Origin of the sequence: Vibrio genomosp. F10 str. ZF-129 (assembly GCF_000287055.2) — a bacterium.
In the GTDB taxonomy this organism is placed as follows: domain Bacteria; phylum Pseudomonadota; class Gammaproteobacteria; order Enterobacterales; family Vibrionaceae; genus Vibrio.
Genome location: NZ_AJYQ02000024.1, coordinates 17,750 through 43,380, shown reverse-complemented (window position 1 = coordinate 43,380; position 25,631 = coordinate 17,750). Strand labels below are relative to the sequence as shown.

Genomic DNA, 25,631 nt, shown 5'->3' with positions numbered 1-25,631 from the left:
ATCCGATAAATAGCAGCCATAAAAAGGGCTTGGTCACCACTGACCAAGCCCTTTTTATTTGTTTTATTCGCTCTTTACATTAAAAGTAAATGCGTAGCGTTAGAGCTTAAGTTCAAAGAGGAAACACGGCGTTTACTAGCAGAAAATGAGTATTTCCAACAAAGAGCTTAGGCTCTAGAGCAATAAGATTAGCCGCCTACTGCGATGTTCTTCATATCCGTCATGTAGCCACGTAGCTCTTCACCGATGTACTCAACTGGGTGGTTACGGATTGCATCGTTCACTTCGATTAGCTTACCGTTATCTACCTGGTTCGATGTTTCACCTAAGCCACGGCCGATTACGTCTGTCGCTACTGAAGGCATGAACTTCTCACGTAGAAGTGGCGTTGCAACGTTAGCAAATAGGTAGTTACCGTATTCAGCCGTATCTGAGATTACCACGTTCATTTCGTATAAACGCTTACGAGCTACCGTGTTTGCGATCAGTGGTAGTTCATGTAGAGACTCGTAGTAAGCAGACTCATCGATGATGCCCGATGCTGTCATGGCTTCAAATGCAAGTTCTACCCCTGCACGTACCATTGCAACCATTAGAATACCGTTATCAAAATACTCTTGCTCGGCAATTTCTACGTTAGACGCAGGGTAGTTTTCAAAAGCCGTTTGGCCTGTCTCTTCACGCCAACCGAATAGGTTTACATCATCATTCGCCCAGTCCGCCATCATGGTGCGAGAGAATTCACCTTGGATAATGTCATCCATGTGTTTGTTGTAAAGTGGGCGCATTAGGTCTTTCAACTCTTCAGAAAGATCGAATGCTTTAATTTTCGCTGGGTTTGATAGGCGATCCATCATGTGAGTGATGCCACCGAACTTCAGTGCTTCAGTAATCGTTTCCCAACCATATTGAAGAAGTTTACCTGCATAGCCAGGTTCGATACCGTCAGCAATCATCTTCTCGTAAGATACGATAGAACCCGCTTGAAGCATGCCACATAGAATAGTTTGCTCACCCATTAAGTCAGATTTTACTTCTGCAACGAATGAAGACTCTAAACAACCCGCGCGGTGACCACCTGTACCTGCAGCCCATGCTTTAGCGATATCCCAACCTTCACCTTGTGGATCGTTCTCTGGGTGAACCGCAATCAGTGTTGGAACACCAAAGCCACGTTTGTATTCTTCACGAACTTCAGTACCTGGACACTTAGGCGCAACCATAACAACCGTTAGGTCTTTACGAATCTGCATGCCTTCTTCAACAACGTTAAAGCCGTGTGAGTAACCTAGCGCAGAACCCTCTTTCATTAGAGGCATTACTGTTTCAACAACGTTCGTGTGTTGTTTGTCTGGAGTAAGGTTAACCACTAGGTCAGCCGTTGGGATTAGGTTTTCATAGCTATCAACAACAAAACCATTCTCTTTCGCATTTTTGTACGATTGACGTTGCTCGTCGATGGCTGCTTGGCGCAGAGCGTAAGACACATCTAGGCCAGAATCACGCATGTTTAGACCTTGGTTTAGGCCTTGAGCACCACAACCTACAATGACAATTTTCTTACCTTTCAGATAGTCTGCTTCAGTAGCAAACTCACTGCGGTCCATAAAACGACAACGACCTAGTTGGTCTAATTGCTCACGTAGATTTAAAGTATTGAAATAGTTAGCCATGATGGGCGCTCCTTGTTGATTCTTCCGTTATGGTCGGCGCGTTATCGCCGAATAACCACATACTAAAGCAGGCAATCAGTTGCTCAAAGTGATATATTCACAATTAGTGATTGCAAAAAATGCAACGTTAGGTAATTTCCCAAGGTAAGTCTTTATGGATATTAAGAACTTGAAAATGTTCATACATTTGTGTGATAGCAACAGCTTTAGTAAGACCGCCTCCGCAATGCATATCAGCCCTTCGGCTCTTAGTCGTCAAATTCAAAAGCTAGAGCAACAAACCAATCAGACTCTATTCTTACGTGATAACCGCAGTGTTGAATTGACGCCTGCGGGAAAACAGCTGTTGCCTGTTGCCATGAGGATTTTGGCCGAATGGCAGCAGTACAACGCTCAAATTAAAGGTAATGAAATGGAGCTAAAGGGGGAAATCCGCCTTTTTTGCTCGGTTACCGCTAGCTATAGTCACCTGCCGGAACTGCTTTCTGAATTTAGGTTGCAGCATCCGTTTATCGAATACAAGTTATCCACGGGCGATCCAGCTCAAGCCATTGATAAGGTTCTGAAAGGCGAAGTAGACATTGCCATTTCCGCCAAACCCGATCAGCTTCCCGCTCGCATTGAGTTTGAAACTATTAGTGAGATCCCACTGTCGGTTGTTGCGCCATCAGGCATCAGTAGCTTTGCCGATCTATTGCAGCAAGAGAAACCAGACTGGTCAAATATTCCATTTATTGTGCCCGAAGCGGGAACGGCGCGTGACCGCGCTAACGCCTGGTTTAAAAGTATGCGAATAAAACCCAACATTTACGCTCAAGTCTCAGGGCATGAAGCCATTGTCAGTATGGTCGCATTGGGATGTGGGGTTGGCATTGCCCCTGACATTGTCATTAACAACAGCCCAGTCAGAGAGAAAATTCAGCGCCTAAAAGTAAAGCCCGTGGTACCGTTTAAACTCGGGGTGTGCTGTAAACGTTCACAGCTTGATAACCCTCTGGTCAAAGCTCTTTGGGATGTGGCCTCTCGGAAAATCATTACTCCATAAACTCCTCAAATAGAAAAACCACGCTAGTTAGCGTGGTTTTGAAGGTTTTCTTTCTACTATCTCGCCGCTAAAAACTATCTCGCGGCTATATTACCCGAGAAAATTGTTGCTGACGGGCTCTATCGCGTAAGTATTTATCGAAGCACATACAGATATTACGAATCAATAAGCGGCCCCGCAAAGTCACCCGTATTTCACTCTCATCCACTTCCACCAGCTCATCATTGATAAAGGTTTGCAGTAGTTGCAAGTCTTCTTTGAAGTATTGTTCAAAACGCACAGAAAAGGTGGATTCAATCATCGACTTATCGAGTTTGAAATTACAAATCAGCTGCTTAATGACTTCACGTCTAAGTAAGTCATCACTATCTAACACAACCCCTTTCCATAAAGCATGGCGTAATTCATCTACTTGAGCGTAATATTTTTTCAGCTCTTTTTGATTCTGAGCGTACGCGTCACCGATCATCGAAATCGCTGAAACACCAAAGCCCACTAAATCGGCTTCGCCCTGAGTGGTGTATCCCTGGAAGTTTCTATGCAAGACTCCTTCTCGCTGAGCAACCGCTAGCTCATCATCAGGTAGAGCAAAGTGATCCATTCCAATAAACTGGTAACCCGCTCCCGTTAAGGTCGAAATACTCTCTTGAAGAATGCCCATTCTTTCACTGGCTTCAGGCAAGTCCTCTTCTTTAATCTTGCGTTGCGCGGCAAACAGCTGCGGCATGTGGGCATAGTTGAAAACAGAGAGACGCCCTGGTTGCATTTCTAGCACTTGAGCCAACGTTTTAGCGAAAGACGCTTTGGTCTGCTTAGGCAAACCATAAATCAGATCTAAATTGGTCGAACGGAAACCGAGTTTCTTCGCTCGCTCAACCATTGCAATAATAAAATCTTCATCTTGTTCACGATTCACCAGTTTTTGAACTTCTTTATTGAAATCTTGTACGCCAATACTTAAACGGTTAAACCCTTCTCCACGTAAATGATCCAGCATGTTGAGCTCAATTTCACGCGGGTCGACCTCGATACTGATTTCTGCGTCATCAACAAACTGAAATTCACCACGAAGAATCGCCATCAAACGACTTATTTGCTGTTTTGTGAGAAATGTTGGTGTGCCGCCACCAAAATGAAGCTGGGTGACTTTACGATCATGCAGTAATGATGCTCGTTGGCGAATCTCATGCTCAATGACGTCTAAGTATTCATCGGCCTTGTGAGAATGACGAGTAATGACTTTATTGCAGCCACAGTAGTAACAAAGCTTGTGACAAAACGGAATATGGATATAGAGAGAGAGTGGGCGCTCTGGGTATTGAGTGCACGCCATATCATAATCCGCAACCGTGAATGCCTCATGAAACTCCAACGCTGTCGGGTATGAGGTGTAACGTGGTCCTGAATAATTGTATTTGTCTAGGATAGCTTGATCCCAAACGATTTGCTGACCGGATACGACGGGTTGCGACATGGTAATTATTTCCATTTCTAACTGTGAGCGGCGTAGATTTTAAGTTGACTGGGTATTTTGCCACACGACTCGACCTTACGTAGGAAAGCAAAACACATTTTTGTAAGAAAGTTTCAGAATTGCCAACTCGATCACTCACTCTGCCCAATGAGTGACCGACGTTGATTAGATCATTTGAACGTTTATTTGGTTATTCAGCGGTTGATTGCGTTTTTTGAGATCTTTCAGTTCTTCAATAATCGCTTCCGCCAATTTCACTTCCGCTTTGTGTCGCAGTAAATTTTGTTCCATTTTCTCTTTTTTTGCTAACGCCTGACGATCTTCGCCTCGCGCCATGTCTTTGACCACATGATATAGCTCAGAGATAGCAGGATAAGTCTGGTCAAAATCAATGCGGTCGTCACCTTGAACGTAATCCATGATGCTGTACACACGGATACTAATTTCAGACAAATCGCACTGGCCCTGAATCCCGGCCATGCACAGTGTATTCACGTTGTCATAGATATTCGCATTGCGCTTCTCTATCGCCAATTTCTGCTGTTGCTGCTGCAAATCCTTTTGCTTCTTTACTTGGAGCAGAAGGTAACCTGCATAACATGCTAGCCCAGCGATGATAAGGGCTCCTATCGAGGCCAGTAAGGTTACGTTCATGATTTAATTACTCTTTAAAATCTTTCAGATCAAGCCCTTCAAACTGAGCTAAAAGCTCTTCATCTGATGATGGCTTACTGCTTTTCTTAACCATCTTAGGCACAAAGTTGATTTCATCTTCCAACTCTTCGCCTTCTTCTTCGATTTCTTCATCGAACAAGCCAAGCTGCTTCATGAGTACTTCAATGCGGTTCAACTTTTGATCGACATACTTTTGTAAGCCTGCACCCAAACTTTCACCACTTTCTAGGCGATCAAGCAAGACGTTCAACTGAGTATCTGTTTCTAGCATCTCAAGTTCTTGCTCTGCTGAAACTCGACGCTCTTGCTTATTCGGTTTTTTCTTCTCTTCAACAACCAAAGCAATCTTCTTTTTGCTGCCTAAACGAGGATCGCGTTTTTGCTTCTCTTGGCGTTGCTTTATTTCTTCGACTTCAGAGTTACGATTGCCGGTTTTTAACCCTTTGCGGTTTTTAACACGCTTACGTAGGCGGCCTTGTACATCAGATTCGCTGCGGTTACGCGTTACATTTTGCTCTGGTGCGCCTAACGCACCTGGTTTTCTAGATTTTTTACTACGACTCATTACTGGGTTTCCTCAGTAAAATTACATCATTACCAACAAATTCAAGTTCGAGCTTATCTCGCTCTGCCAGATACTCGAAGGTCTTACGGCTAAAGAAAATGACATGAGTAACATCATTCTTATAGTGCCAATGTTGAAACGCTTCAAGATCGATGACCATCTTGGTCATGAGACCAATCCAGCCACCCGGCTTAACTAAATTTAACCATTGCTGCCACACGAGATCGGGCTGATAAACATGCTCGATCACTTCTGTCGCAGTCATAAAATCATACGTCTGTGCTAACACTTCTTTATTAGGGTGATAGTAAAGATCATACAATTCAACACTGTGGCCTTTCTCTTGCAACATGATAGACAATGTTGGGCCAGGACCACAGCCAAAATCTAACCCATGAGCGTTAGATGTGATTCGTTCTATTATTGGATCAGCAATACGTGATAGAAATCTACGATACCCTTCATCACTAGGATCATTCTCATGAAGATCATAGTGAGCTTTTTCTGCTTTTGCATCTAAGCGCTGAACTGGGTCAACAAATACCAAATGACATTCACTGCATTGAAAATAGCTTCGTCGCTTATCTTCATGGTAATAGTGAGTATCTTGATTGTGGCATAAAGGACAGTTGTGCATTCTTTCATCCTCAAACAGGGATGCGAAACATACCAGAAAGTGGGATCAGAGTGGAGTTAAATTGTGCAATTAAACACCAGAATAGCGAAATAATTGCTTTTAAAAGGATAAAAAAGCGATAGGTTTCCCTATCGCCTTCAAAGTGCCAAGATTTGGCAAAATTTGTCTGCACTCAGATGGTGCTCAAGTATCCATTTGTTATTGGTGCTTTCCCTGCGGAGTTTTGTTTTTCATCGTCCTGATGAATTTTACTATTCCGTTCGACATCCTGACTCTGGGCTATCCATTAGCCTGATCCATTTCTTTGTCTCATCCTGAAACCAGTCGATCATCCTTATCTAGCCAGCTCCAAGCTCGCTACTGTCCTTCGTCCAACCATCAAGCATTCCTAGCTTGCATCCTTGGAGACCACCTTGGTCTAGTGTCCTGATTCAGCTCCTTGCTGATAAACATAATTTACCTTGATTATCGGTTCAAACAACCGCGTAGCTTCAAAGTTTTTAGCCCTTATGAACAATAAAAAACAATCGTTTTTATCTTCAATTACTTAGCTTAGCCTGATCAGAAATATCTTGTCCGATCATAGCGAATCTCTTACAGGCCTATCGGTTAATTGAGCAATTCCAAACCAGATGCAAAGCCGTTTTGTCCAATCGCTAGATATGAAAAAGCCCTAGCAAAAGGCTAAGGCTTTTTCTTACAACCGTTGCTCGAACAGAGGCTTAATTAATGCAAACCGCCTACATATTGGGACAATGTATCAATATCATCATCCGTTAGTTTCTTGGCGATATCACGCATCATCTCATTCATATCGTTGTTACGGGTTCCGTCACGGAACTTCATCAACTGCGATTTAATGTATTCTGCATGTTGGCCCGATATTTTCGGGAAACCAGAAAGTTCTGTACCATTACCACGAGGGCCGTGACAGGCGATACAAGCGGTAATCCCTCTTTCAGCATCACCGGCTGCGTACAAGGCCTTACCCTGTTCAACCACATTTTCAGGGGTTGATTTAGCAGCAATAGGCAGTGAGGCATAATAAGCGGACAAATCAGCAATATCTTGATCGCTCAAGCCCATTGCCATTCCACTCATCACAGGGTCCATACGACCTTGTTTACCACCACTGGTCATACCCAACCTTAGATCTTTCAACTGCTTCTCTAGGTATTTACCGTGTTGTCCCGCTAAACTAGGGTACATGGTAAGTTGGCTGTTTCCATCAGCACCATGACAGGCGCCGCAGGTTATTGATTTGGTTTTACCAGCTTCGATGCTGCCTTGAGCCCATACAGAGCAGCTGGCTAAAAGACTCAAGATTAGCGCTAATTTCTTCATGACATTCCATTATAATTATAAAGCTTCCAGTACCACTCAGTGTTGCCACTCATGGTATAATAGGCGATCATATGTCGAGCACAGTTATTTTACACAATTTCACAAAAAAGTAATCAATCGACTACACAAAGTCGAGATGGAGTTAACAGTGAGCGTAAAAATTCATTACCAAAACACGCATTTTATTACCAGTGCGCCAGATATTCGTCATTTACCAGAAGACGAAGGGATCGAAATTGCGTTTGCCGGTCGCTCTAATGCGGGTAAATCAAGTTCTCTCAACCGCTTAACCAACCAAAGAGGTTTAGCTAAAACCAGTAAAACTCCAGGACGTACTCAGCTTATCAACTTATTTGAAGTAGATGAAGGCTGTCATATTGTCGATCTACCTGGGTACGGTTTTGCACAAGTACCTTTAAAGCTGAAAGAAAAGTGGCAAAAATCACTGGGTGAGTACCTACAAAAACGCGAATCGTTAAAAGGACTCGTGGTATTAATGGATATTCGTCACCCGATGAAAGACCTCGATCAACAGCTTATCTTTTGGGCGGTAGAAAGTGGCATTCCTGTTCAAGTCCTGCTGACCAAGGCTGATAAGCTAAAAAGCGGCGCGAGAAATGCCCAGGTATTAAAAATACGCGAATCTTCCATAGGCTTCGGTGGTGACGTCGCCGTTGACGCATTTTCTTCATTAAAAGGCATTGGTGTCGATATTTTGCGTAGCAAGCTCGATAGTTGGTACGCCCCAGCATTTGAAGTAACCGATAAAGAACACATCGACACTACCGATGCTGAAAATAGTGAACCAGATAACCAGTCAGATAATAGCTAGGGATATGTTAATGCCTATTTTTAAGCCTTACGAGAGTAAGGCTTTTTTATTACCTTCAATATCGTTTGGCGACCCATTCATTTAAGTGGCTTTAGGTAAGACGCTTGAGTGTCTCTCAATGACAGGCATAAAAATCCCCACCATCCTGGTGGGGCAACGGGAGAGAAATAGTATTTATTATTATGCTATTAGCATCTTCGATCGCTCTGTAATTTACAACTGCTTATTCGTTGCCAAAAGAAAGTAAAACAACGCCCATCAAAACCCATAAGAAACTGATTTTAATAAATAAATAAAAAACCACAGCAGAAAAACACAGCAGGAAAATACAGCTTATTTAATTTGGTAAAATAACAAAAATGTGAGCGGTATAAAATTACAGGGAAGTCAGAAAAAACCATCGTTAAGATAATGATTAAGGGACTAAAAGGAGGGAATTGTAGAAAGTGGTGCTGAGATCTGATCTAGAAAAATCTTTTCTTTGCCACAAGAAAAAACGCCCCAGTCAAATGCTGACTGGGGCGGCTGAATCAGCCTAATCCAATAACGTGAAACAAAAGGTCTGAAAGATAGAACATCTTACCTCTGTACCCTACCCAGACAATGTACAACAATTGGTCATAAATGAAAACTTTTTTTGTAGTTTTTTTTCAGTAAGTTTTGTTTTACATACAACCCATCTTTTTAGGTGGAGCCTTTATTTACTCGCATAAAAAAGCCAGCGTTTGTGCGCTGGCTCATATTATTAATGCTTATTGACTCCAAAAGTGTCTAATGGGCCTGATCCCAGTTGTCACCGTGGCCAGCTTCAGCGATCAATGGAACATCTAACGTTGCTGCAGACTCCATCAATTCCTGTACTTTACTTTCAATTTCGCTCAATACCGACTCTTCTACTTCAAGAACCAGTTCATCGTGCACTTGCATCAGCAATTTCACCCGGCCTTCTCCATGAGACTCGATCCATTCATCAACCAAGAGCATCGCTTTTTTGATAATGTCAGCGGCGGTTCCTTGCATAGGAGCATTAATCGCAGCGCGTTCTGCGGCCTTACGACGCATGCCATTACGCGACTTTATTTCTGGGAGGTGTAAACGTCGCCCAAAGATAGTTTCAACATAACCTTGCTCAGAAGCAGCGCTGCGTGTGTCTTCCATGTATTGCATCACACCAGGGTAACGTTCAAAGTATGTGTCCATGTATCGCTGAGCTTCACCGCGAGCAATACCAAGTTGTTTGGCCAAACCAAATGCACTCATACCATAAATAAGACCAAAGTTAACGGCTTTAGCTTGTCGACGTTGTTCACTGCTCACTTCCTCAATTGGAACGCCAATAATCTCAGCAGCAGTTGCCGCATGGATATCTTTGCCCTGCTGGAACGCTTCTAGCAAGGCTTTATCCCCGGATAAATGCGCCATGATGCGTAATTCAATTTGAGAGTAATCGACTGCAAGAATCTTATGCCCATGCGGTGCAACAAACGCTTGGCGAATACGGCGGCCTTCTTCATTTCGAATTGGGATATTTTGTAGGTTTGGATCGGTTGATGATAAACGCCCTGTCGCCGTAACTGCTTGATGGTAAGACGTATGTACGCGTCCCGTTTCTGCGTTAATCATTTTTGGTAGTTTATCGGTATACGTAGACTTAAGTTTTGCTAAGCCGCGATATTCAATCAAGATTTTGGGTAAAGGGTAATCAAGAGCCAGTTCTTGCAATACTTCTTCATTAGTAGAAGGGGCACCGGACGGCGTCTTCTTAATGACAGGAAGCCCCATTTTTTCAAATAAGATCGCTTGAAGCTGTTTCGGTGAGCCTAAGTTGAATTCTTGCTCTGCGATTTCGTAGGCTTTTTGCTCAAGCTCATCCAGACGAGCGGCAATCTCTTGGGATTGTGCACCAAGCATCATGTCGTCAACGAAAACCCCCGTTCGTTCAATGCGAGATATTACAGGCACGAGCGGTATCTCTATCTCTTCATAGATAGCTTTCAATTTTTCGTCTTTGTCTAAATGTGACATGATTCGATTGTGTAAACGCAAAGTCACATCAGCATCTTCCGCTGCGTACGGCGCCGCCTCTTCAAGCTCAATCTGATTGAAGGTAAGTTGTTTTTTACCCTTACCCGCTATCTGTTCAAATGAAATGCAGCTGTGCTGTAAGAAGCGCAGCGCCAAGCTGTCCATATCGTGTTTGCCACCCACGCTATTGAGTACGTAAGATGCGAGCATTGTATCGTGTTTAATGCCTTTCATATCGATATCGTAGCGCGCCAACACGCTGGCATCGTATTTGAGGTTTTGCCCCACTTTCGCTTGGTTATCATCTTCCAGAATCGGCTTTAACTGCTCTAACACCCAATCACGATCCAGCTGCTCAGGGGCATCTAAGTAATCATGGGCGACGGGCACATACGCAGCCACCCCTTCTTCTGTTGCGAATGACACGCCGACTAAGTTAGCCACCATATAATCGAGGCTGTCCGTTTCGGTATCAAACGCAAACAGCTCTGCATCTTTCAGTTTTTGTAACCATATTGCGAAAGTGTCTTTATCTAGAATCGTTTCATAGCGACTGCGATCAATGGTCACTGCAGGATTGTCGAGTTCCACTTCCTGACTCGGCACAGATCGCACAGCACCTGATTTTTCGTCCGCTTGCACAACACCCGTTCCGCCCTCAAGTAACTCATTTAGCCAGGACTTAAAGACCATTTTTCCGTATAACTTAATCAACGCATCGACATCAGGGGTAGATTTCAACAACGATTCTGGTGTCTCTTCCAACGCCACATCAAGCTTTATTGTCGCAAGCTGATACGACATATCTGCATTCTCTTTGTTATCAATCAGCTTTTTCGCCATGGTTTTCGAACCACGGAACCCAAGTGCCGCAATATCATCAAGATTTTCATAAATCTTTTCAAGGCTACCAATGCCTTGCAATAGTGCGGTCGCTGTCTTATCCCCAACCCCAGGTACGCCAGGAATATTGTCAACTTTATCGCCCATTAACGCCAAGTAATCGATGATAAGTTCCGGTGGAATACCAAACTTCTCAATCACACCTTCTCTATCCATCACGACATTGGTCATGGTATTGATCAAAGTGACATGCTCGTTAACAAGCTGGGCCATATCTTTATCCCCAGTACTGATTAGCACTGGCATGCCCATTTCTGACGCTTGAGATGACAATGTACCGATAACATCATCGGCTTCTACGCCAGGGATCGAGATTAGAGGTAACCCCATCGCTCGGATCACATCGTGTAATGGCTCGATTTGGCAGCGAAGATCATCAGGCATTGATGGTCGATTGGCTTTGTATTCTGGATACATATCGTCTCGAAACGTCTTACCTTTCGCATCGAAGATCACGGCAATACGCTCTGAAGAAAACTGGCGCATCATACTGCGCAACATATTCACGACACCATAGATGGCATTCGTTGGAATCTCTCCATTGGTCATCGAGTCAGGATAAGCGTGAAATGCACGATAAAGATAAGAAGAACCATCAATAAGAATGAGTGGATTGTCCGGAATGCGAGCCATAGTCTTTTGTATCCAAAAAATTACTTTTAATAAGATCTGCTTAGGATGCCATGACTAGTAATACGGATCCATTTTAACTCCTCGACCAAGCGCAATGATTTTATAAATTATTTGGCACCAAGCAATCACAATTGTGGATAAGTCTGTTTATATAATATTTACCGACTTCAATAACCCATGAGAAAAAACGCAAAGATTAATCGCAAAACACTGATATTGCTGGCTTTATTATTAGATCCAATAATACCACCACGATCAAATAACGATCCTCCCCTGTGGAAAAGATAGTTGATGTGATTTTATTCACTAAAATTTGATCAAAAAAAAGCGACATCTAAAAGATGTCGCCTAGCAAAACAAGATTAAGCTGAATCAGAGTATTCCGCGCAGCTTAACCAGAAAGCTATAAATTACACTGGAAGCAATGTGAGCAATGTCGTGTCAAAAAGAACGCGTGTAAGTTCGTCGAGTTCAATGCCATCACCTTCAGCAAATTTGATTCTGGTAACGTCATGTCCTTATGAACTTTCTCTCATTCCCTAAGACAAAGTTAATAATAATGATTCTCATTTAATAATCAAGAACTAAATGATAAAAATTCTCATTTAATTTTATTGGCTCACAAAAAAGGCCAGCAAATGCTAGCCTAATCGGTTACTCAATCAAGTATTACTCTCGAATAAGGTGCTCTGCAGCTTTTGCATTATCTGCCGCCAGCCACTCCGCTACGTCTTTAGCAAAATAAGTGAGAATGCCATCAGCACCTGCTCGTTTAAAGCACAGCAATGACTCTAAGACCGTTTCTCGCTCGTTTAGCCAACCATTTTGAATCGCCGCCTTGTGCATCGCGTATTCTCCTGACACCTGATAAGCAAAGGTCGGGACTTGCAGTTCTGATTTAACACGACGCACCACATCAAGGTAAGGCATCCCAGGTTTCACCATCACCATGTCCGCTCCCTCATTAATGTCCATCGCCACTTCTTGCAGCGCTTCGTCACTGTTTGCCGGATCCATCTGATAGTTCTTTTTATTGCCACCTTTTAAATTCGATGAAGAACCCACAGCGTCTCTAAATGGCCCGTAATAGCTCGACGCATACTTAGCCGAATACGCCATTATCTGAGTGTGTATATATCCTGCTGCTTCTAACGCTTCGCGAATTTTACCGATACGTCCATCCATCATATCTGACGGGGCAATGACATCAGCACCAGACTCTGCGTGCGATAAAGCCTGCTTAATCAATACTTCTGTGGTTTCATCATTCAGGACATAGCCATCTTCATCAATGATGCCATCCTGACCGTGGGTTGTGAACGGATCCAACGCAACATCAGTTATGACGCCAATCTGTGGAATATGCTCTTTCAATAGGCGAACAGCTCGCTGTACAAGGCCATCGGAGCTATATGCTTCCGTCGCACATAAGCTTTTCGCGTCTTGATTCACCACTGGAAAAAGTGCGATCGCAGGTACACCAAGGTTCGCAAGGTACTGCGCTTCTTCAAGCATCAAGTCGATAGAAAGACGTTCAACCCCAGGCATTGACTCAACACTCTCACGTCGGTCTTTTCCCATCAGGATGAACATTGGGTAAATCAAATCACTCACAGATACTTGGTTTTCTGCCATTAAACGACGGCTAAACTCATGTTTACGCATACGGCGCATACGGCGGCCAGGAAATTGACCTTGGATAGATACAGACACCCGATTCTCCTTGTCTGATGAAAACGCAAAGCAAAATCATATCACTCCTTGTGACTGGCGCTAGCATCAATGTATAAAATTCCTAAAAATGACCAAAGGCTCACACTGCCGTATACTGGAGACAATAGAGAATGACATAATCAGAAGAGAAAACCATGATCGATAGCCACGCCCATATTTACGCCACTGAGTTTGATAGTGACCGAGATGAGGTCGTCAAACGAGCCTTACATCAGGGTATTACTCATATTCTCTTGCCTAACATCGATCTAGATTCAATTGAGCCGATGCTAAAAACAGAAGCCACTTACCCAGACGTTTGTCGTTCAATGATGGGGCTACACCCCTGTTATGTCGATGCTAACGTCAAACAAACTCTAGCGACTGTTCACTCTTGGTTTGATAAGCACAATTTTATTGCCGTCGGTGAAATCGGTATCGACCTTTACTGGGACAAAACCTATAAAGCAGAGCAAGAGATGGCGTTTATCACTCAGCTGAACTGGGCAAAAGAGAAAGATCTGCCTGTCGTCATCCACACTCGCGATTCCATCGAAGAGACACTCACGCTCCTTCGCAAAGAGCAGGATGGATCATTACGTGGCGTATTTCATTGCTTTGGCGGTTCTATTGAAGAAGCAAAAGCCATCAATGATCTTGGCTTCCACCTTGGTTTGGGTGGGGTTTCAACCTTTAAAAATGGAGGAATGGATAAAGTCATACCTCACCTTGATATGGATTACGTGATTCTAGAAACGGACTGTCCCTATCTAGCACCGGTGCCACATCGCGGTAAACGAAATGAACCTTCTTACGTATCGCTTATTGCAGAAAGAGTGGCCACTCTTCGTGACCTCACCATAAGCGAAGTAGACACGCTCACCACTTTCAATGCAAAGCGCCTATTCAATTTAGACTGAGTCTTATTAAAACCCTGGAGCACCTGCTGGGGTGTCTGGGTGATAGCGATAAAAAAGGTTGGCGTATTAGCCAACCTTCTTCGTTGCATGCTTAGTATCTCGTCCGCATGTCGAGTATCTAGATCTAATTTTTAGGGCCTAGCCTGAATGTTCAAGATCCAGTTTAGCGACTTCAGTTTAAGACTCAGCCTGATCGCTTTGTTCCTCATCGCGATCTTTCTTTGTATAGAAACGGGCAAAGAAGAGCCCGACTTCAAACAATAGACACATTGGTATCGCCAGTAATGTCTGTGAAATGAGGTCTGGTGGGGTCAGCATCATACCAACAACGAATGCTCCCACAACAATATACGGGCGCTTTTCCGATAATGACTGAGGCGTTGTCGCTCCTGTCCAGCACAATAATATGATGGCAACTGGCACCTCAAACGCGATACCAAACGCAAAGAACAGCGCCAATACAAAATCGAGATAACTCGATATGTCGGTTGCAAACTCAACCCCACCCAGTGATATAGCAGTGAAGAAACTAAAGACTAAAGGGAACACCACAAAGTAAGCGAAAGCAACACCGCAATAAAACAGTAGCGAGCTTGAAAACAGCAGTGGCATCACCAAACGGCGCTCATGCTTGTACAAACCCGGTGCCACGAATGCCCATACTTGATACAAAATAAACGGAACGGCGATAAAGACCGACGCAATCAGCGTTAGCTTCAGAGGCGTAAAAAACGGAGATGCGACGTCGGTTGCAATCATGGTTGCACCTTCGGGAAGGCGATCTACTAAGGGAGCAGAAACAAACTCGTAGATATGATTGGAAAAATAGATCAGGCCTAAGAAAATAACCAGTATCGCGAGCATAGCTCTCAATAATCGGTTTCGTAGTTCCAATAAATGACTGATCAAAGGTTGAGTTTGCTCAACAGACGCCATGTCGAACCTCTATGCTAAAACAGTGGAGTTATTAAAAGATCGAAAAAGAGCCACCTATCAGCGGCTCCTCAAATGCGAAACTATTCGGCTTTTTTATCTGCCGTGGTATCTTGTACACCCGTCACCGATTCCGCCGAAATAGGCTCTTTCGTTGCGGTGTCAGCGTTCGCTAAATCAGGATTCTCTGGTTCAGCATGGTTGGCGTATGGTCGTTGAACATCTTGCGCGGCTTGCTTCAATTCTTCCACAGAAGATTTGAGCTCTGGAGACAGATCTTCCATCCCCATCTTTTCAGCCTTTCGCAAGTTGTCTTGTAACTCTTGAATTTTCAACTCGTGATTCAGCTCATCTTTCACATTATTTGCCATGCTTTTCGCTGCACCTATAAACTTGGTAACACTGCGAATAGCATGAGGTAAACGCTCAGGGCCAAGCACGACAAGACCAACGACCGATATTAATACCAGTTCCCAAAAACCGATATCAAACACTGATTAAACCTGCTCTTTGTCTTTCTTCGTTTCCGAAGCTTGAGCGTCAGCATTGACCGATTCTGCTTTGTTCTGCTCAATGTTTTTTTGTTCAAAATCTGCGTCTTTCTTTGCTGATTCATCTTCGCTCATGGCTTTTTTGAAGCCCTTCACAGCGCCACCTAAATCACCACCAATACCACGCAGTTTCTTCGTTCCAAATAGCAATACAACAATCACAGCAATAATAAGAAGCTGCCAAATACTAATTCCACCCATTCTATTTACCTCGGGTCATTATCTACAAAATTATTATGAGTCTACCGCCTACTGCCGGTAAGCTCGCCAACTTAGCAACCAAAATGTGAAACCACCAAGGCCACTCGCTAAAGAGAGTTGTTCGTACGCACTGCTTAATAGTATTGATGAGCATACAATTAATGTCGCACCAATACCAAATAAAAACCGCCCTGTTGCTTGCTGTCGTTTACTCTGACGATAGCCTTGATAGAAGGTTTCCATTTTTTGATTTATGTTCTTGCCCTGCTTTAAGCTGTCGTAAAGCAGTTCTGGTAATTCTGGTAATTTCTCAGCCCAGAATGGTGCACGGTCTTTGACTGCATTAATTACGGCCTGTGGGCCAACTTGCTGCATCATCCACTTTTCAAGAAACGGTTTTGCTGTTTCCCATAAATCCAATTGAGGATAAAGCTGTCGCCCAAGCCCTTCAATATAAAGCAAAGTCTTTTGCAACAAGACCAGTTGAGGCTGCACTTCCATATCGAAGCGACGTGCGGTATTGAATAAGTTTAACAGTACGTGACCAAAAGAGATCTCACCAAGCGGCTTGGCGAAAATAGGCTCACATACAATGCGAATCGCAAATTCAAATTCATCTATATTGGTTTCACGTGGAACCCAACCTGAATCCACATGCAATTCTGCCACACGTCGATAGTCTCGATGGAAAAATGCCAGTAAATTTTCGGCAAGATATCGCTTGTCTTCACTATTAAGTGTCCCCACGATACCGCAATCTAACCCTATCCATTGTGGATTTTCAGGGTGATCATGCTGGACAAAGACGTTACCTGGGTGCATATCGGCATGGAAGAAGCTGTCTCGGAAAACCTGAGTAAAGAAGACACTCACACCACGTTCGGCCAACAGTTTCATGTTGGTACCATTGGCTTTTAGTGTTTCGATATCAGACACCTGGATGCCATAAATTCGCTCAGAGACCATGAGACCTTCACTACTAAACTCCGGAATCACTTCAGGAACATAGAGCTCCTCGCTGCCTTCGAAGTTACGTCGCAGTTGAATCGCATTCGCGGCTTCTCGACGTAAGTCCAGCTCATCGATGATGGTTTTTTCATACTCGCGGACCACTTCAACCGGCTTTAGACGGCGGGCATCAGGTAGCGCCTTGGCAACAATCCGAGCCATGCGATACATGAGCTTGATATCCGCTTCAATCACGGCATGAATATCTGGGCGAATCACTTTCAAAACGATTTCTCGCCCTGACTCTTTCAACTTTGCTGTATGCACTTGAGCAATAGAAGCGGACGCCAGTGGAGTAATATCAAAATCAGTAAACCAATTTTCGATAGGCCCACCCAATGACGCTTCCATTTGCTGCTTTGCCAGCGCACCATCAAAGGGGGCAACTTGGTCTTGCAATAACGCAAGTTGATCCGCAATAAACGGAGGAAACAGATCGCGTCGCGTTGACATCATTTGCCCAAACTTTATCCATACTGGGCCAAGTTCTTGCAGCGCCAATCTTAAACGTTCACCTAACTCTTTATCTGGGTGTTGATTCTTAATCCAAAACAGTGCTTTTCTCGCCAGTAAGGGCGTTTTGGTGAGGTCATGCTCTGGCAATAACTCATCAAGACCATATTCTAATTGCACTTTTATAATACGGTATAAACGCTTTAATTCTGCTGGCTTCATGCTTTCTCCAACAACTTGTTCAGCTGCTGTTCAACCCGTGCAGCCTCAGAGGCCAACACATCCACTTGATCACAAAAATACGCCACTTCTAATGGCGGTGGAGCCACGCGCCATTCTTCAGTCAGAACTTGAGCAAAATGAGATTGCTGCTGAGTGGCTTTCTGCTGAATAAAACTTGAGAGGTTTTTGGTGCCCTGCACCACACTGTGCGCCACAACATCACCAGTGATACGCGACAACCACTCTTCGATGTCAGGCTTGCAATCTTTCATCAGCTGCGCAAATTTTTGAGCCAATTGCACATCACCGCGTAAATTAAGCTTATCTTGTTTAATAAGATCCGTAATATTGGTCTGTTCTCGTAGCTCAGGCAATACCGAAAGATTTAACGATAAATAGCAATCTGGCTCGCCTTCATAATCCGCCAACACATCAATCTGCTGACTAAAAATAAAGGTTAATGTTTTACCCAGCTCTTTTAGATGCACTTGAATGACCTGACCTTTTAAGCGCAGTAAACGCCTTTCAAGCTCAGGATCATCTTGAATCAATCGGTTGAGAGAAGTTTCCACCACCGCGGTGACTAAGGGATCAAATGGCATAAGTGTCCTTTAAAATGTCCGCTTTAACCGTCAGAGTTAAAACTTATAGCCGCGGTGTAATGCAACAATACCACCGGTTAAATTGTAGTAATTGGTTTTCTCAAACCCTGCGCTTTCCATCATCCCTTGCAGTGTCTCTTGATCTGGGTGCATTCGTATCGATTCAGCAAGGTAACGATAGCTGTCTGCATCGTTAGCAATAAGCTCACCCATCTTCGGCAATAGATGAAATGAATAGGCATCATAAACCTTAGATAATGGCTCAAGAACGGGCTTAGAAAACTCTAACACCAACAAACGACCACCCGGTTTTAATACTCGAAACATGGAACGCAGCGCTTTATCTTTGTCCGTCACGTTACGAAGGCAAAAACTGATGGTAATGCAATCAAAATAATCATCCGGGAAAGGCAGTTCTTCAGCGTTGGCTTGCACGTAGTGAACATTGCCAACGATGCCACTATCGCGCAACTTATCACGACCAACATTGAGCATCGAGTTATTGATGTCTGCTAAGATGACATGGCCCTTGTCGCCCACAATTCGCGAAAATTTTGCCGTTAAATCGCCGGTACCCCCACCCAAATCAAGAATACGTTGACCAGGTCGTACACCACTGCAATCAATCGTAAAGCGTTTCCACAAGCGATGAACGCCACCGGACATTAGGTCGTTCATAATGTCGTACTTCGCAGCAACAGAGTGAAAAACTTCAGCTACTTTTGCCACTTTTTCTTCTTTTGCCACGGTTTCAAAGCCAAAATGCGTTGTTTCTGTGTCTTGTGATGAGTTATTTGATTCTAAAGCTGTATTTGATTGCACGCTGATGTCCGTCATTGTCATTCCTCTTCTACAGTGCTGTTAAATCGAGCACCGCGGCCGATTAGTTTACTTTATCCTCTAGCGGATGTCTTTCTACTAAGGAATCATTTTGTGCGACTTCAACCAAGTTACTAGAGATTGGTTTTTTAACCTCAACACCGAGTGACTTAAAGCTCTCTGCCTGCCTAATCACGTTACCTCGACCCGTTGCGAGTTTGTTCATCGCTCCTTGATAGCTCTGATTGGCTTTGTCTAACGCGCCCCCTAACCCTTCCATGTCATCAACAAATAGACGTAACTTATCGTAGAGCTTACTGGCTCTTTCTGCGATCAATTGCGAGTTTTGAGTCTGACGATCGTTGCGCCATAAGTTATCAATGGTGCGTAGCGCCACCAGCAAAGTCGTTGGACTGACGATGATAATATTCTGCTCCATCGCGTCTTTCACCAGATTAGGATCCGCTTGAATTGCGATTTGAAACGCAGGCTCAACGGGGATGAACATCAATACGTAGTCTAGGCTCTGTATGCCTTTGAGCTGATGATAGTCTTTTTGACTGAGCCCTTTTATATGCGCGCGAAGGGCAAGTAAGTGGTTACTTAACGCTTGCGCTTTATCTTGGTCGTTGTCCGCATTAAAATAACGCTCAAACGCCACCAGGGCCATTTTTGAATCGACCACGACCTGTTTCTCATGGGGTAAGTGAACAATCACATCGGGCTGAAAACGCTTGCCCGCTTCGTTTTGCAAATTCACTTGCGTTTCATATTCATGCCCTTCACGCAAACCTGATTCCGCCAGCACTCGCGCAAGGACCACTTCACCCCAGTTACCTTGCTGTTTGTTATCACCTTTTAGTGCTTGAGTCAGGTTAACGGCTTCTCGAGTCATTTGTTCGTTGAGTCGTTGTAGGCTTTTTAGTTCATGTACTAGGGTGTGGCGCTCTTTTGCTTCTTGGCTAAAGCTGTCATTTACCTGTTTTTTAAACCCTTCCAACTGCTCTTTCAATGGAGAAAGTAGCCCTTGGAGACTTTGTTTGTTTTGCTCGTCAACTTTAGCGGTTTTAGCTTCAAACAGTTGATTGGCCAAATGCTCAAACTGCTGCTTTAATCGCTCTTCTGCTTGCTCCAGGATTTGCAGCTTTTCTGCATTGGCAATATGTTGCTGTTCATGGCGAGCTTCTTGCTCTCGCAACTGGGCTTCTAGCTGCGATTTAGCCTCACGCACTTCCAGTAACTGCTGGGAAAATTGCTGACGCTCTTGTTTGACTGCGTCGAAATGGCGCAGCTTTTCCAATACCGCCATCAGTTTTCCATGCGACTGTTTGAGTTCATGAGCCGACTGGTCTCTGGCAACATCAAGCTCATCCAGCTCTTTTTGCGCCTGTCTTAACGCGCTGTTCAATTGCTCTTTCTGGGCAAGATGAAGCTGCTCGTTTGAGACAAGCTGCTGCTCTAGGCGCTGAGCCGTCAATTGCATCTTTTGTTTAACCCACCAACCCGCGGCCAGCCCCGCCACAACGGCGCTCGCTATCGAGCTGGTGACTAGTGTTTGATGTTCAAGAATCCATTGCATAAAGGCATTAACTCATTTCTAACGATGAAGTTTATGGTATTTCCATACTGGATAAATGTCCAGTTTGTTGCTATTCCAATCCCCCGTTAGACTAGGCACCTAAACCATTGAAAGTATTTATATCGAACGCCCCTATAAATCATTCACCATCACATTGAGTAATCTATGAACGAACGTCGCGCACTGGGTTTTGGTCTAGCCGCTGTTTTACTCTGGTCAACGGTCGCTACGGCCTTTAAGCTAACTTTGGCCGAGTTTACCCCGATCCAAATGTTAACCGTAGCCAGCGTTGTCTCAGCCATTGCGCTCGTGGGTATCTGTAGTTATCAAGGCAAGCTCGGTCAACTTTCAACCACGTTTATCTCAAACCCATGGTATTACTTATTACTTGGGCTCATTAATCCGCTCGCTTACTACCTGATCTTATTTAAAGCGTACGATCTTCTCCCTGCCTCACAAGCCCAGGCGATCAACTACAGTTGGGCCATTACGCTGACTTTAATGGCCGCCGTATTCTTAGGCCAAAAAATTCGTGCCAAAGATTGGATTGCTTGTGGGTTTAGTTATCTGGGCGTCATTGTTATCGCTACCAAAGGCGACCTCTTAGGCTTAAATTTTGAAAGCCCGCTTGGGGTTTCATTAGCTTTGCTCTCTACTCTTCTCTGGGCAGGGTATTGGATTCTCAACGCCAAAAATAAAGCCGATCCAGTCATTGGCGTGCTGCTTGGTTTTCTCGTCGCGATTCCTTTCGCAATGGGCTTAAGTATTTATGAGGGTGAAAACTGGGATGCGATTACGACTCAAGGTTGGCTAGCGGTAACCTATGTCGGGCTGTTTGAAATGGGCATTACGTTTGTGCTTTGGCTAAGCGCACTGAAGCTGACGCAAAATACCGCCCGAATCAGCAATCTTATTTTTGCTTCACCTTTCATTTCTCTGATGCTGCTTGCCACCATCATTGGTGAAGACATTCACCCTGCAACACTGATCGGGCTTGTCCTTATTATTACAGGTTTGGTCATTCAACAGGTGAAATGGAAAAAGGCCCCCCAGGTCTGATCAACCCGATATGCTCTAACCGTGCCTTTAGACATAGACTCGATTGTCACTAAAACATCTGGTACGCCATTTCACTGCCTTGACCACGCACGGCATCGACCTTATCAATCATGCTGGAATCGATTGATAAGGCTTTCGCGACAGGATGGTGAGTAAGATACGTTTGTTTTTCATCCGCCCCTAGCATTGAATCCCATTTGAAGTGGATATCGCGAGCAAGATAAAGGACACACGCAAGTTTCTTCGACTCCACGGCTTTTCCTGGTTGATTGACATTAGCGATGGCATCAATCATTTCTGACGGAAACTGCCACGCTTTTGCGAGCTCTGCACCTAATTGCTGGGAATCAGTACCCAGTACTTCTTGCTGTACTTTAACGATACTTTCCCCCGACTCGACCCTAGCGGTTATTTCGATGGCTTGTTCAGGGACAAGAGAGTGGATCATCAACTCACCAATATTGTGTAGAACTCCGGTGGTAAAGGTTTCATTGGCATCCAATTTGACGGTTTTTGCAATCGTGCTAGCAATAATCGACACCTCAAAGGTGTTTGCCCAATAATCTTTCAGATTCAACGTTTCTAACTTAGGAAAAGTGGACGAGAGAATAGAAGAGGAAATAAGCGTTCGAATGGCACCAGCACCGACGCGGACGATGGCATCATTAATGGTCGACACCCCCTTCACACCGCCAAAATGCGCTGAATTTGCCATCCTTAGAACTCGAGCACTGAGGACTTGATCCATCGACATTTTTCGGGATAGCTCTCCGAAATCAATGGTTTCTCGGTTGACCATGTCGAGCAATTCTTGCAGTACACTTTCAATGCGAGGAAGTTCATTAATACGAGAAATCAATGCGTGTTGACTCATGAAGTCACTCCTTAAACGACATTTATCTTCATTTAATATAGGTCAAAATCTGATACTCAGCGTGCCTTTCCCCGATAAGTTTACCGTCTAGAATCACCTAAGCTTGACCCAATCCAAGTTCGTACATCAAATAAGCACAGGTTATATATTCATCAATAGTGGTACAATAGGTCGAATACTCTCGCTCATATCTACAATAATAAATTCCATTTGAGTCGAGAAAAAATGATAAACACTTGAGAGTTATTATGTTTCGCATTGCCTTACCCCCATTACACTTAAAGCAGTGGCAAGCTCTTATCGAGCAACTAAGTCATAAGTTTCAAAGTAAACACCAGATATACCGATATTCGGCAGAACGCGAATGGCGACCGCTTTTTGATGAAAGTGGCACACCAAGCTTCGTACTTAAGACTCAAACTGAGAGCCCAAACTTTCATCTTCGACGACTGGATGAAATGCACAGTAATGCCCATTACCCAGACACAGAAAGTCAAATAGACTTCAGTGGTCAACAACCCTATTGGATCTCCCCAATTTGGTATCCAAACGGCACCTTATTTGGCTTTATCACCTCCGCTTTAACCAGCAGTACAACCGAAACCGAAAGTACTAATGAAACTGAAAGTGCTAATAAAACCGAGAGTGGCCACAAAACTAATAGCGCCACTCAATCAGACGCCTTCACCTCTTGGCTCTCAATGGTATCGGGTAAAATCAGTTTTGATTTAGCCAGCTTGCAATATCAACATGGAAAGCAACTACCATCGTTACAAGAGTTTATTGACGGTTTAGATGATCATGTCTGGATAAAGAACAACCGCGGTGAGTATGTGGTTTGTAATAGCGCGGTTGAACGCGCCTGGGGTTACACTTCAGAAACGATTATTGGCTCCAAAGATCACGCTTTGTTTGATGAGGAAATAGCCAATAAGTTTGTCCGCGCTGATCAGCATGTTGTCGACAATGATAGTCAATACATTGTCGAAGAGTGCTCGAGCACCGATGAAAATAACGAGAATATTTGGTTAGAAACCATAAAGTCACCGGTTAAAGATCGCCAAGGGGAATTACTTGGGGTTCTGGGTATGACTCGTAATGTGACTCGACGTAAGACCGTAGAGAATCAACTGAAAGTCACCGCGAAAATATTTAATAACTCGTATGAAGGTATGATGGTCACCGATCACCTCGGTAACCTTATTGAAGTCAACAAAGCATTTTCAGACATCACTGGCTACCACCCCGATGAAGTTCGAGGAAGAAATCCAAGATTATTGAAATCAGGATTACAGGATGCGGCTTTCTATAAACAAATGTGGCAAAGCTTAGAAAACACAGGGCAATGGAAAGGTGAGCTCTCGAACATGCGTAAAGACGGAACGATATACCCTCAAAAGTCGACCATCACCGCTGTTCTGGATAAAAATAATCAAGCGCTCAATTACTTATGTGTCTTTGAGGACATTACGACCCGAAAAGCACATGAACAAAAGCTTCGTAAAATGGCGTTTTATGATCCGCTCACCGATTTACCTAATAGAACGCACCTTATCCAACTGTTAGCAGAGCACATCAAAACCGATAAACCTTTCGCAACACTGTTTCTCGACATAGATCATTTTAAGCACATCAATGACAGCCTAGGCCACTACACGGGCGATCAAGTACTCATTGAACTGGCAGATCGGCTCAAAGCTTCAACCTTACGATCCCATCATATCGCAAGAATTGGCGGGGATGAGTTTGTGATCGTGATTGATGACCTTAACGACCCTGATTATTTAATTAGCATGATCAGCAGTGCGTTGGGGCTATTTAGCGCGCCTTTTTATCCTAACGACAGCCAACCGTTGCACTTATCCACCAGTATTGGGGTTTCTCGATACCCTCAAGATGGAACGGATACAGATACATTGCTAAAAAATGCGGATACCGCGATGTACCTTGCTAAGAAAAATGGACGAAATGGGTACGCTTTTTATTCACCTGAATTAACCGATCAATCCAAATCTCATGTTCGCTTCCACTCTGCACTTCATCAAGCCATTAAGAATGATGAGTTTCATTTGGTTTATCAGCCTCAGTTTGATTTAACCACGGGTCGCATCAGTGGCCTAGAAGCACTATTGCGTTGGCACAATCCCGCCTTAGGTACTATTTCTCCAGATCAATTCATACCTATTGCGGAAAAAACAGGGTTGATTAATGAGCTTGGAACATGGGTAATAGAAACCGCGTGTAAGCAAGGCAAGCAGTGGCTGGATAACGGCTACCAATTTTCAAAGATTGCGGTAAATGTGTCCGCGAATCAGCTACAACAGCCTCACTTTTCAAACACCCTCCAGGCTATTTTGGAAAGCACTCAGTTTCCAGCCCATCACCTTGAAGTGGAAATCACTGAAGGATTCTTAATGCGTGATCTTGCCCTCGCGACTCACGATTTAAATCAACTGAAAGCATTGGGCGTTGAGGTTTCTCTCGATGACTTTGGTACCGGGTACTCATCACTGTCTTATCTGAAGGGATTACCCATCGACAAAATTAAGGTCGACCGATCATTTATTAATGACATACCGGGCGATGAAGACAGTGTTGCTATTGTTAGCGCAATCATTGCCATGGCAAAGAGCTTGTCTCTCAAGGTGATTGCAGAAGGCATTGAAAATCAGCAGCAGCAAGATCAGCTTTTAGCTCTAGGTTGCACCATAGGCCAAGGTTTCCACCTTAGAAAACCACTCAATCCTAATGAGCCTGAAAACCAAAGGGATCTCGTTGAGCTGTTTACCCGTCCTGCTGATGGACTGATGAGCTAACTCGCTGATAGATTGAATTAAATGGGATTAATGAGTCATGGCCGCAATATTAGCGACGGTCTACTGACCTCCCCC

21 protein-coding genes are annotated in these 25,631 nt (G+C 44.0%); 5 read left to right on the top strand and 16 right to left on the bottom strand.

Going from position 1 to position 25,631, the window contains the following annotated elements; translation table 11 throughout:
• Window positions 1-188: 188 nt before the first annotated feature.
• Window positions 189-1,673 carry a ketol-acid reductoisomerase gene (ilvC, locus tag A1QO_RS04110; RefSeq protein ID WP_017034607.1) on the bottom strand — a complete coding sequence of 495 codons (1,485 nt, stop codon included), beginning with the start codon at window positions 1,671-1,673 and terminating at the stop codon, window positions 189-191.
• A gap of 154 nt (window positions 1,674-1,827) precedes the next feature.
• Between ilvC and ilvY the strand changes: the two genes are divergently transcribed.
• Window positions 1,828-2,718 carry an HTH-type transcriptional activator IlvY gene (gene ilvY / locus A1QO_RS04105; protein WP_017034608.1) on the top strand — a complete coding sequence of 297 codons (891 nt, stop codon included), beginning with the start codon at window positions 1,828-1,830 and terminating at the stop codon, window positions 2,716-2,718.
• Between the two features lie 85 nt (window positions 2,719-2,803).
• Here ilvY and hemN read toward each other — a convergent pair whose 3' ends face one another.
• From hemN to A1QO_RS04080, 5 genes are all read right to left on the bottom strand, one after another.
• Entirely contained in the window at window positions 2,804-4,192 is a 1,389-nt protein-coding gene (hemN, locus tag A1QO_RS04100; protein WP_017034609.1) for an oxygen-independent coproporphyrinogen III oxidase, read from the bottom strand.
• Between the two features lie 165 nt (window positions 4,193-4,357).
• A complete protein-coding gene (locus A1QO_RS04095) occupies window positions 4,358-4,846 on the bottom strand; it encodes a DUF2489 domain-containing protein (RefSeq protein ID WP_017034610.1) in 489 nt (162 codons plus the stop codon).
• Window positions 4,847-4,853: 7 nt separating this feature from the next.
• Window positions 4,854-5,432, bottom strand: coding sequence for a Der GTPase-activating protein YihI (yihI, locus tag A1QO_RS04090; protein ID WP_017040768.1), 579 nt, complete (start codon window positions 5,430-5,432; stop codon window positions 4,854-4,856).
• The gene (locus A1QO_RS04085; RefSeq protein WP_017034612.1) at window positions 5,422-6,069 is read right to left on the bottom strand and encodes a class I SAM-dependent methyltransferase; all 648 of its coding nucleotides are present in this window, start codon (window positions 6,067-6,069) and stop codon (window positions 5,422-5,424) included. Before A1QO_RS04085 ends, yihI begins: the two co-directional genes overlap by 11 nt.
• Window positions 6,070-6,795: 726 nt before the next feature.
• Entirely contained in the window at window positions 6,796-7,413 is a 618-nt protein-coding gene (locus tag A1QO_RS04080) for a c-type cytochrome (protein ID WP_017034613.1), read from the bottom strand.
• A gap of 148 nt (window positions 7,414-7,561) precedes the next feature.
• Between A1QO_RS04080 and yihA the strand changes: the two genes are divergently transcribed.
• A complete protein-coding gene (gene yihA, locus A1QO_RS04075; protein ID WP_017041093.1) occupies window positions 7,562-8,245 on the top strand; it encodes a ribosome biogenesis GTP-binding protein YihA/YsxC in 684 nt (227 codons plus the stop codon).
• A gap of 771 nt (window positions 8,246-9,016) precedes the next feature.
• Here the strand turns inward: yihA and polA are convergent.
• Together polA and hemB are read right to left on the bottom strand one after the other, a co-directional pair.
• Window positions 9,017-11,806 (bottom strand): DNA polymerase I, encoded by a 2,790-nt coding sequence (gene polA, locus A1QO_RS04070; protein WP_017041092.1) that lies wholly within the window; start codon window positions 11,804-11,806, stop codon window positions 9,017-9,019.
• 669 nt (window positions 11,807-12,475) lie between these two features.
• Window positions 12,476-13,519 carry a porphobilinogen synthase gene (hemB, locus tag A1QO_RS04065; protein WP_017040770.1) on the bottom strand — a complete coding sequence of 348 codons (1,044 nt, stop codon included), beginning with the start codon at window positions 13,517-13,519 and terminating at the stop codon, window positions 12,476-12,478.
• Window positions 13,520-13,674: 155 nt separating this feature from the next.
• On the opposite strand from hemB, the gene A1QO_RS04060 reads away from it, so the two are divergent.
• Window positions 13,675-14,439, top strand: coding sequence for a TatD family hydrolase (locus A1QO_RS04060; protein ID WP_017034617.1), 765 nt, complete (start codon window positions 13,675-13,677; stop codon window positions 14,437-14,439).
• A 177-nt stretch (window positions 14,440-14,616) separates the two neighbouring features.
• On the opposite strand, the gene tatC is transcribed toward A1QO_RS04060, so the two are convergent.
• The 7 genes from tatC to rmuC all read right to left on the bottom strand — a co-directional run bounded on the left by tatC (window position 14,617) and on the right by rmuC (window position 20,807).
• The gene (gene tatC, locus A1QO_RS04055) at window positions 14,617-15,375 is read right to left on the bottom strand and encodes a twin-arginine translocase subunit TatC (protein ID WP_017034618.1); all 759 of its coding nucleotides are present in this window, start codon (window positions 15,373-15,375) and stop codon (window positions 14,617-14,619) included.
• 80 nt (window positions 15,376-15,455) lie between these two features.
• Window positions 15,456-15,866 carry a Sec-independent protein translocase protein TatB gene (tatB, locus tag A1QO_RS04050; protein ID WP_017041091.1) on the bottom strand — a complete coding sequence of 137 codons (411 nt, stop codon included), beginning with the start codon at window positions 15,864-15,866 and terminating at the stop codon, window positions 15,456-15,458.
• A gap of 3 nt (window positions 15,867-15,869) precedes the next feature.
• A complete protein-coding gene (tatA, locus tag A1QO_RS04045; RefSeq protein ID WP_017034620.1) occupies window positions 15,870-16,124 on the bottom strand; it encodes a Sec-independent protein translocase subunit TatA in 255 nt (84 codons plus the stop codon).
• A 48-nt stretch (window positions 16,125-16,172) separates the two neighbouring features.
• Window positions 16,173-17,807, bottom strand: a complete 1,635-nt coding sequence (gene ubiB, locus A1QO_RS04040; RefSeq protein WP_017034621.1) for a ubiquinone biosynthesis regulatory protein kinase UbiB — start codon at window positions 17,805-17,807, stop codon at window positions 16,173-16,175.
• Window positions 17,804-18,409, bottom strand: coding sequence for a ubiquinone biosynthesis accessory factor UbiJ (locus tag A1QO_RS04035; protein ID WP_017034622.1), 606 nt, complete (start codon window positions 18,407-18,409; stop codon window positions 17,804-17,806). Before A1QO_RS04035 ends, ubiB begins: the two co-directional genes overlap by 4 nt.
• A gap of 36 nt (window positions 18,410-18,445) precedes the next feature.
• Window positions 18,446-19,246 (bottom strand): bifunctional demethylmenaquinone methyltransferase/2-methoxy-6-polyprenyl-1,4-benzoquinol methylase UbiE, encoded by an 801-nt coding sequence (gene ubiE, locus A1QO_RS04030; protein ID WP_017034623.1) that lies wholly within the window; start codon window positions 19,244-19,246, stop codon window positions 18,446-18,448.
• A 46-nt stretch (window positions 19,247-19,292) separates the two neighbouring features.
• On the bottom strand, window positions 19,293-20,807 hold the full coding sequence (gene rmuC, locus A1QO_RS04025) for a DNA recombination protein RmuC (protein WP_017040771.1): 1,515 nt from the start codon (window positions 20,805-20,807) through the stop codon (window positions 19,293-19,295).
• A 165-nt stretch (window positions 20,808-20,972) separates the two neighbouring features.
• Here rmuC and A1QO_RS04020 point away from each other — a divergent pair, with 165 nt between their 5' ends.
• Window positions 20,973-21,866 (top strand): DMT family transporter, encoded by an 894-nt coding sequence (locus A1QO_RS04020; RefSeq protein WP_017040772.1) that lies wholly within the window; start codon window positions 20,973-20,975, stop codon window positions 21,864-21,866.
• A 49-nt stretch (window positions 21,867-21,915) separates the two neighbouring features.
• Here A1QO_RS04020 and A1QO_RS04015 read toward each other — a convergent pair whose 3' ends face one another.
• Window positions 21,916-22,740: an HDOD domain-containing protein gene (locus A1QO_RS04015; protein WP_017034626.1), complete on the bottom strand. Its 825-nt coding sequence runs from the start codon at window positions 22,738-22,740 to the stop codon at window positions 21,916-21,918.
• Between the two features lie 248 nt (window positions 22,741-22,988).
• Between A1QO_RS04015 and A1QO_RS04010 the strand changes: the two genes are divergently transcribed.
• Entirely contained in the window at window positions 22,989-25,556 is a 2,568-nt protein-coding gene (locus tag A1QO_RS04010; RefSeq protein WP_017040773.1) for a sensor domain-containing protein, read from the top strand.
• Window positions 25,557-25,631 lie beyond the last annotated feature (75 nt).

What these genes read in the sequence shown, in the direction of transcription:
- ilvC (WP_017034607.1), bottom strand. Translation starts at nt 1,673, where the DNA reads ATGGCTAACTATTTCAATACTTTAAATCTACGTGAGCAATTAGACCAA.
- ilvY (WP_017034608.1), top strand. Translation starts at nt 1,828, where the DNA reads ATGGATATTAAGAACTTGAAAATGTTCATACATTTGTGTGATAGCAAC.
- hemN (WP_017034609.1), bottom strand. Translation starts at nt 4,192, where the DNA reads ATGTCGCAACCCGTCGTATCCGGTCAGCAAATCGTTTGGGATCAAGCT.
- A1QO_RS04095 (WP_017034610.1), bottom strand. Translation starts at nt 4,846, where the DNA reads ATGAACGTAACCTTACTGGCCTCGATAGGAGCCCTTATCATCGCTGGG.
- yihI (WP_017040768.1), bottom strand. Translation starts at nt 5,432, where the DNA reads ATGAGTCGTAGTAAAAAATCTAGAAAACCAGGTGCGTTAGGCGCACCA.
- A1QO_RS04085 (WP_017034612.1), bottom strand. Translation starts at nt 6,069, where the DNA reads ATGCACAACTGTCCTTTATGCCACAATCAAGATACTCACTATTACCAT.
- A1QO_RS04080 (WP_017034613.1), bottom strand. Translation starts at nt 7,413, where the DNA reads ATGAAGAAATTAGCGCTAATCTTGAGTCTTTTAGCCAGCTGCTCTGTA.
- polA (WP_017041092.1), bottom strand. Translation starts at nt 11,806, where the DNA reads ATGGCTCGCATTCCGGACAATCCACTCATTCTTATTGATGGTTCTTCT.
- A1QO_RS04060 (WP_017034617.1), top strand. Translation starts at nt 13,675, where the DNA reads ATGATCGATAGCCACGCCCATATTTACGCCACTGAGTTTGATAGTGAC.
- tatC (WP_017034618.1), bottom strand. Translation starts at nt 15,375, where the DNA reads ATGGCGTCTGTTGAGCAAACTCAACCTTTGATCAGTCATTTATTGGAA.
- tatA (WP_017034620.1), bottom strand. Translation starts at nt 16,124, where the DNA reads ATGGGTGGAATTAGTATTTGGCAGCTTCTTATTATTGCTGTGATTGTT.
- ubiB (WP_017034621.1), bottom strand. Translation starts at nt 17,807, where the DNA reads ATGAAGCCAGCAGAATTAAAGCGTTTATACCGTATTATAAAAGTGCAA.
- A1QO_RS04035 (WP_017034622.1), bottom strand. Translation starts at nt 18,409, where the DNA reads ATGCCATTTGATCCCTTAGTCACCGCGGTGGTGGAAACTTCTCTCAAC.
- ubiE (WP_017034623.1), bottom strand. Translation starts at nt 19,246, where the DNA reads ATGACGGACATCAGCGTGCAATCAAATACAGCTTTAGAATCAAATAAC.
- rmuC (WP_017040771.1), bottom strand. Translation starts at nt 20,807, where the DNA reads ATGCAATGGATTCTTGAACATCAAACACTAGTCACCAGCTCGATAGCG.
- A1QO_RS04020 (WP_017040772.1), top strand. Translation starts at nt 20,973, where the DNA reads ATGAACGAACGTCGCGCACTGGGTTTTGGTCTAGCCGCTGTTTTACTC.
- A1QO_RS04015 (WP_017034626.1), bottom strand. Translation starts at nt 22,740, where the DNA reads ATGAGTCAACACGCATTGATTTCTCGTATTAATGAACTTCCTCGCATT.
- A1QO_RS04010 (WP_017040773.1), top strand. Translation starts at nt 22,989, where the DNA reads ATGTTTCGCATTGCCTTACCCCCATTACACTTAAAGCAGTGGCAAGCT.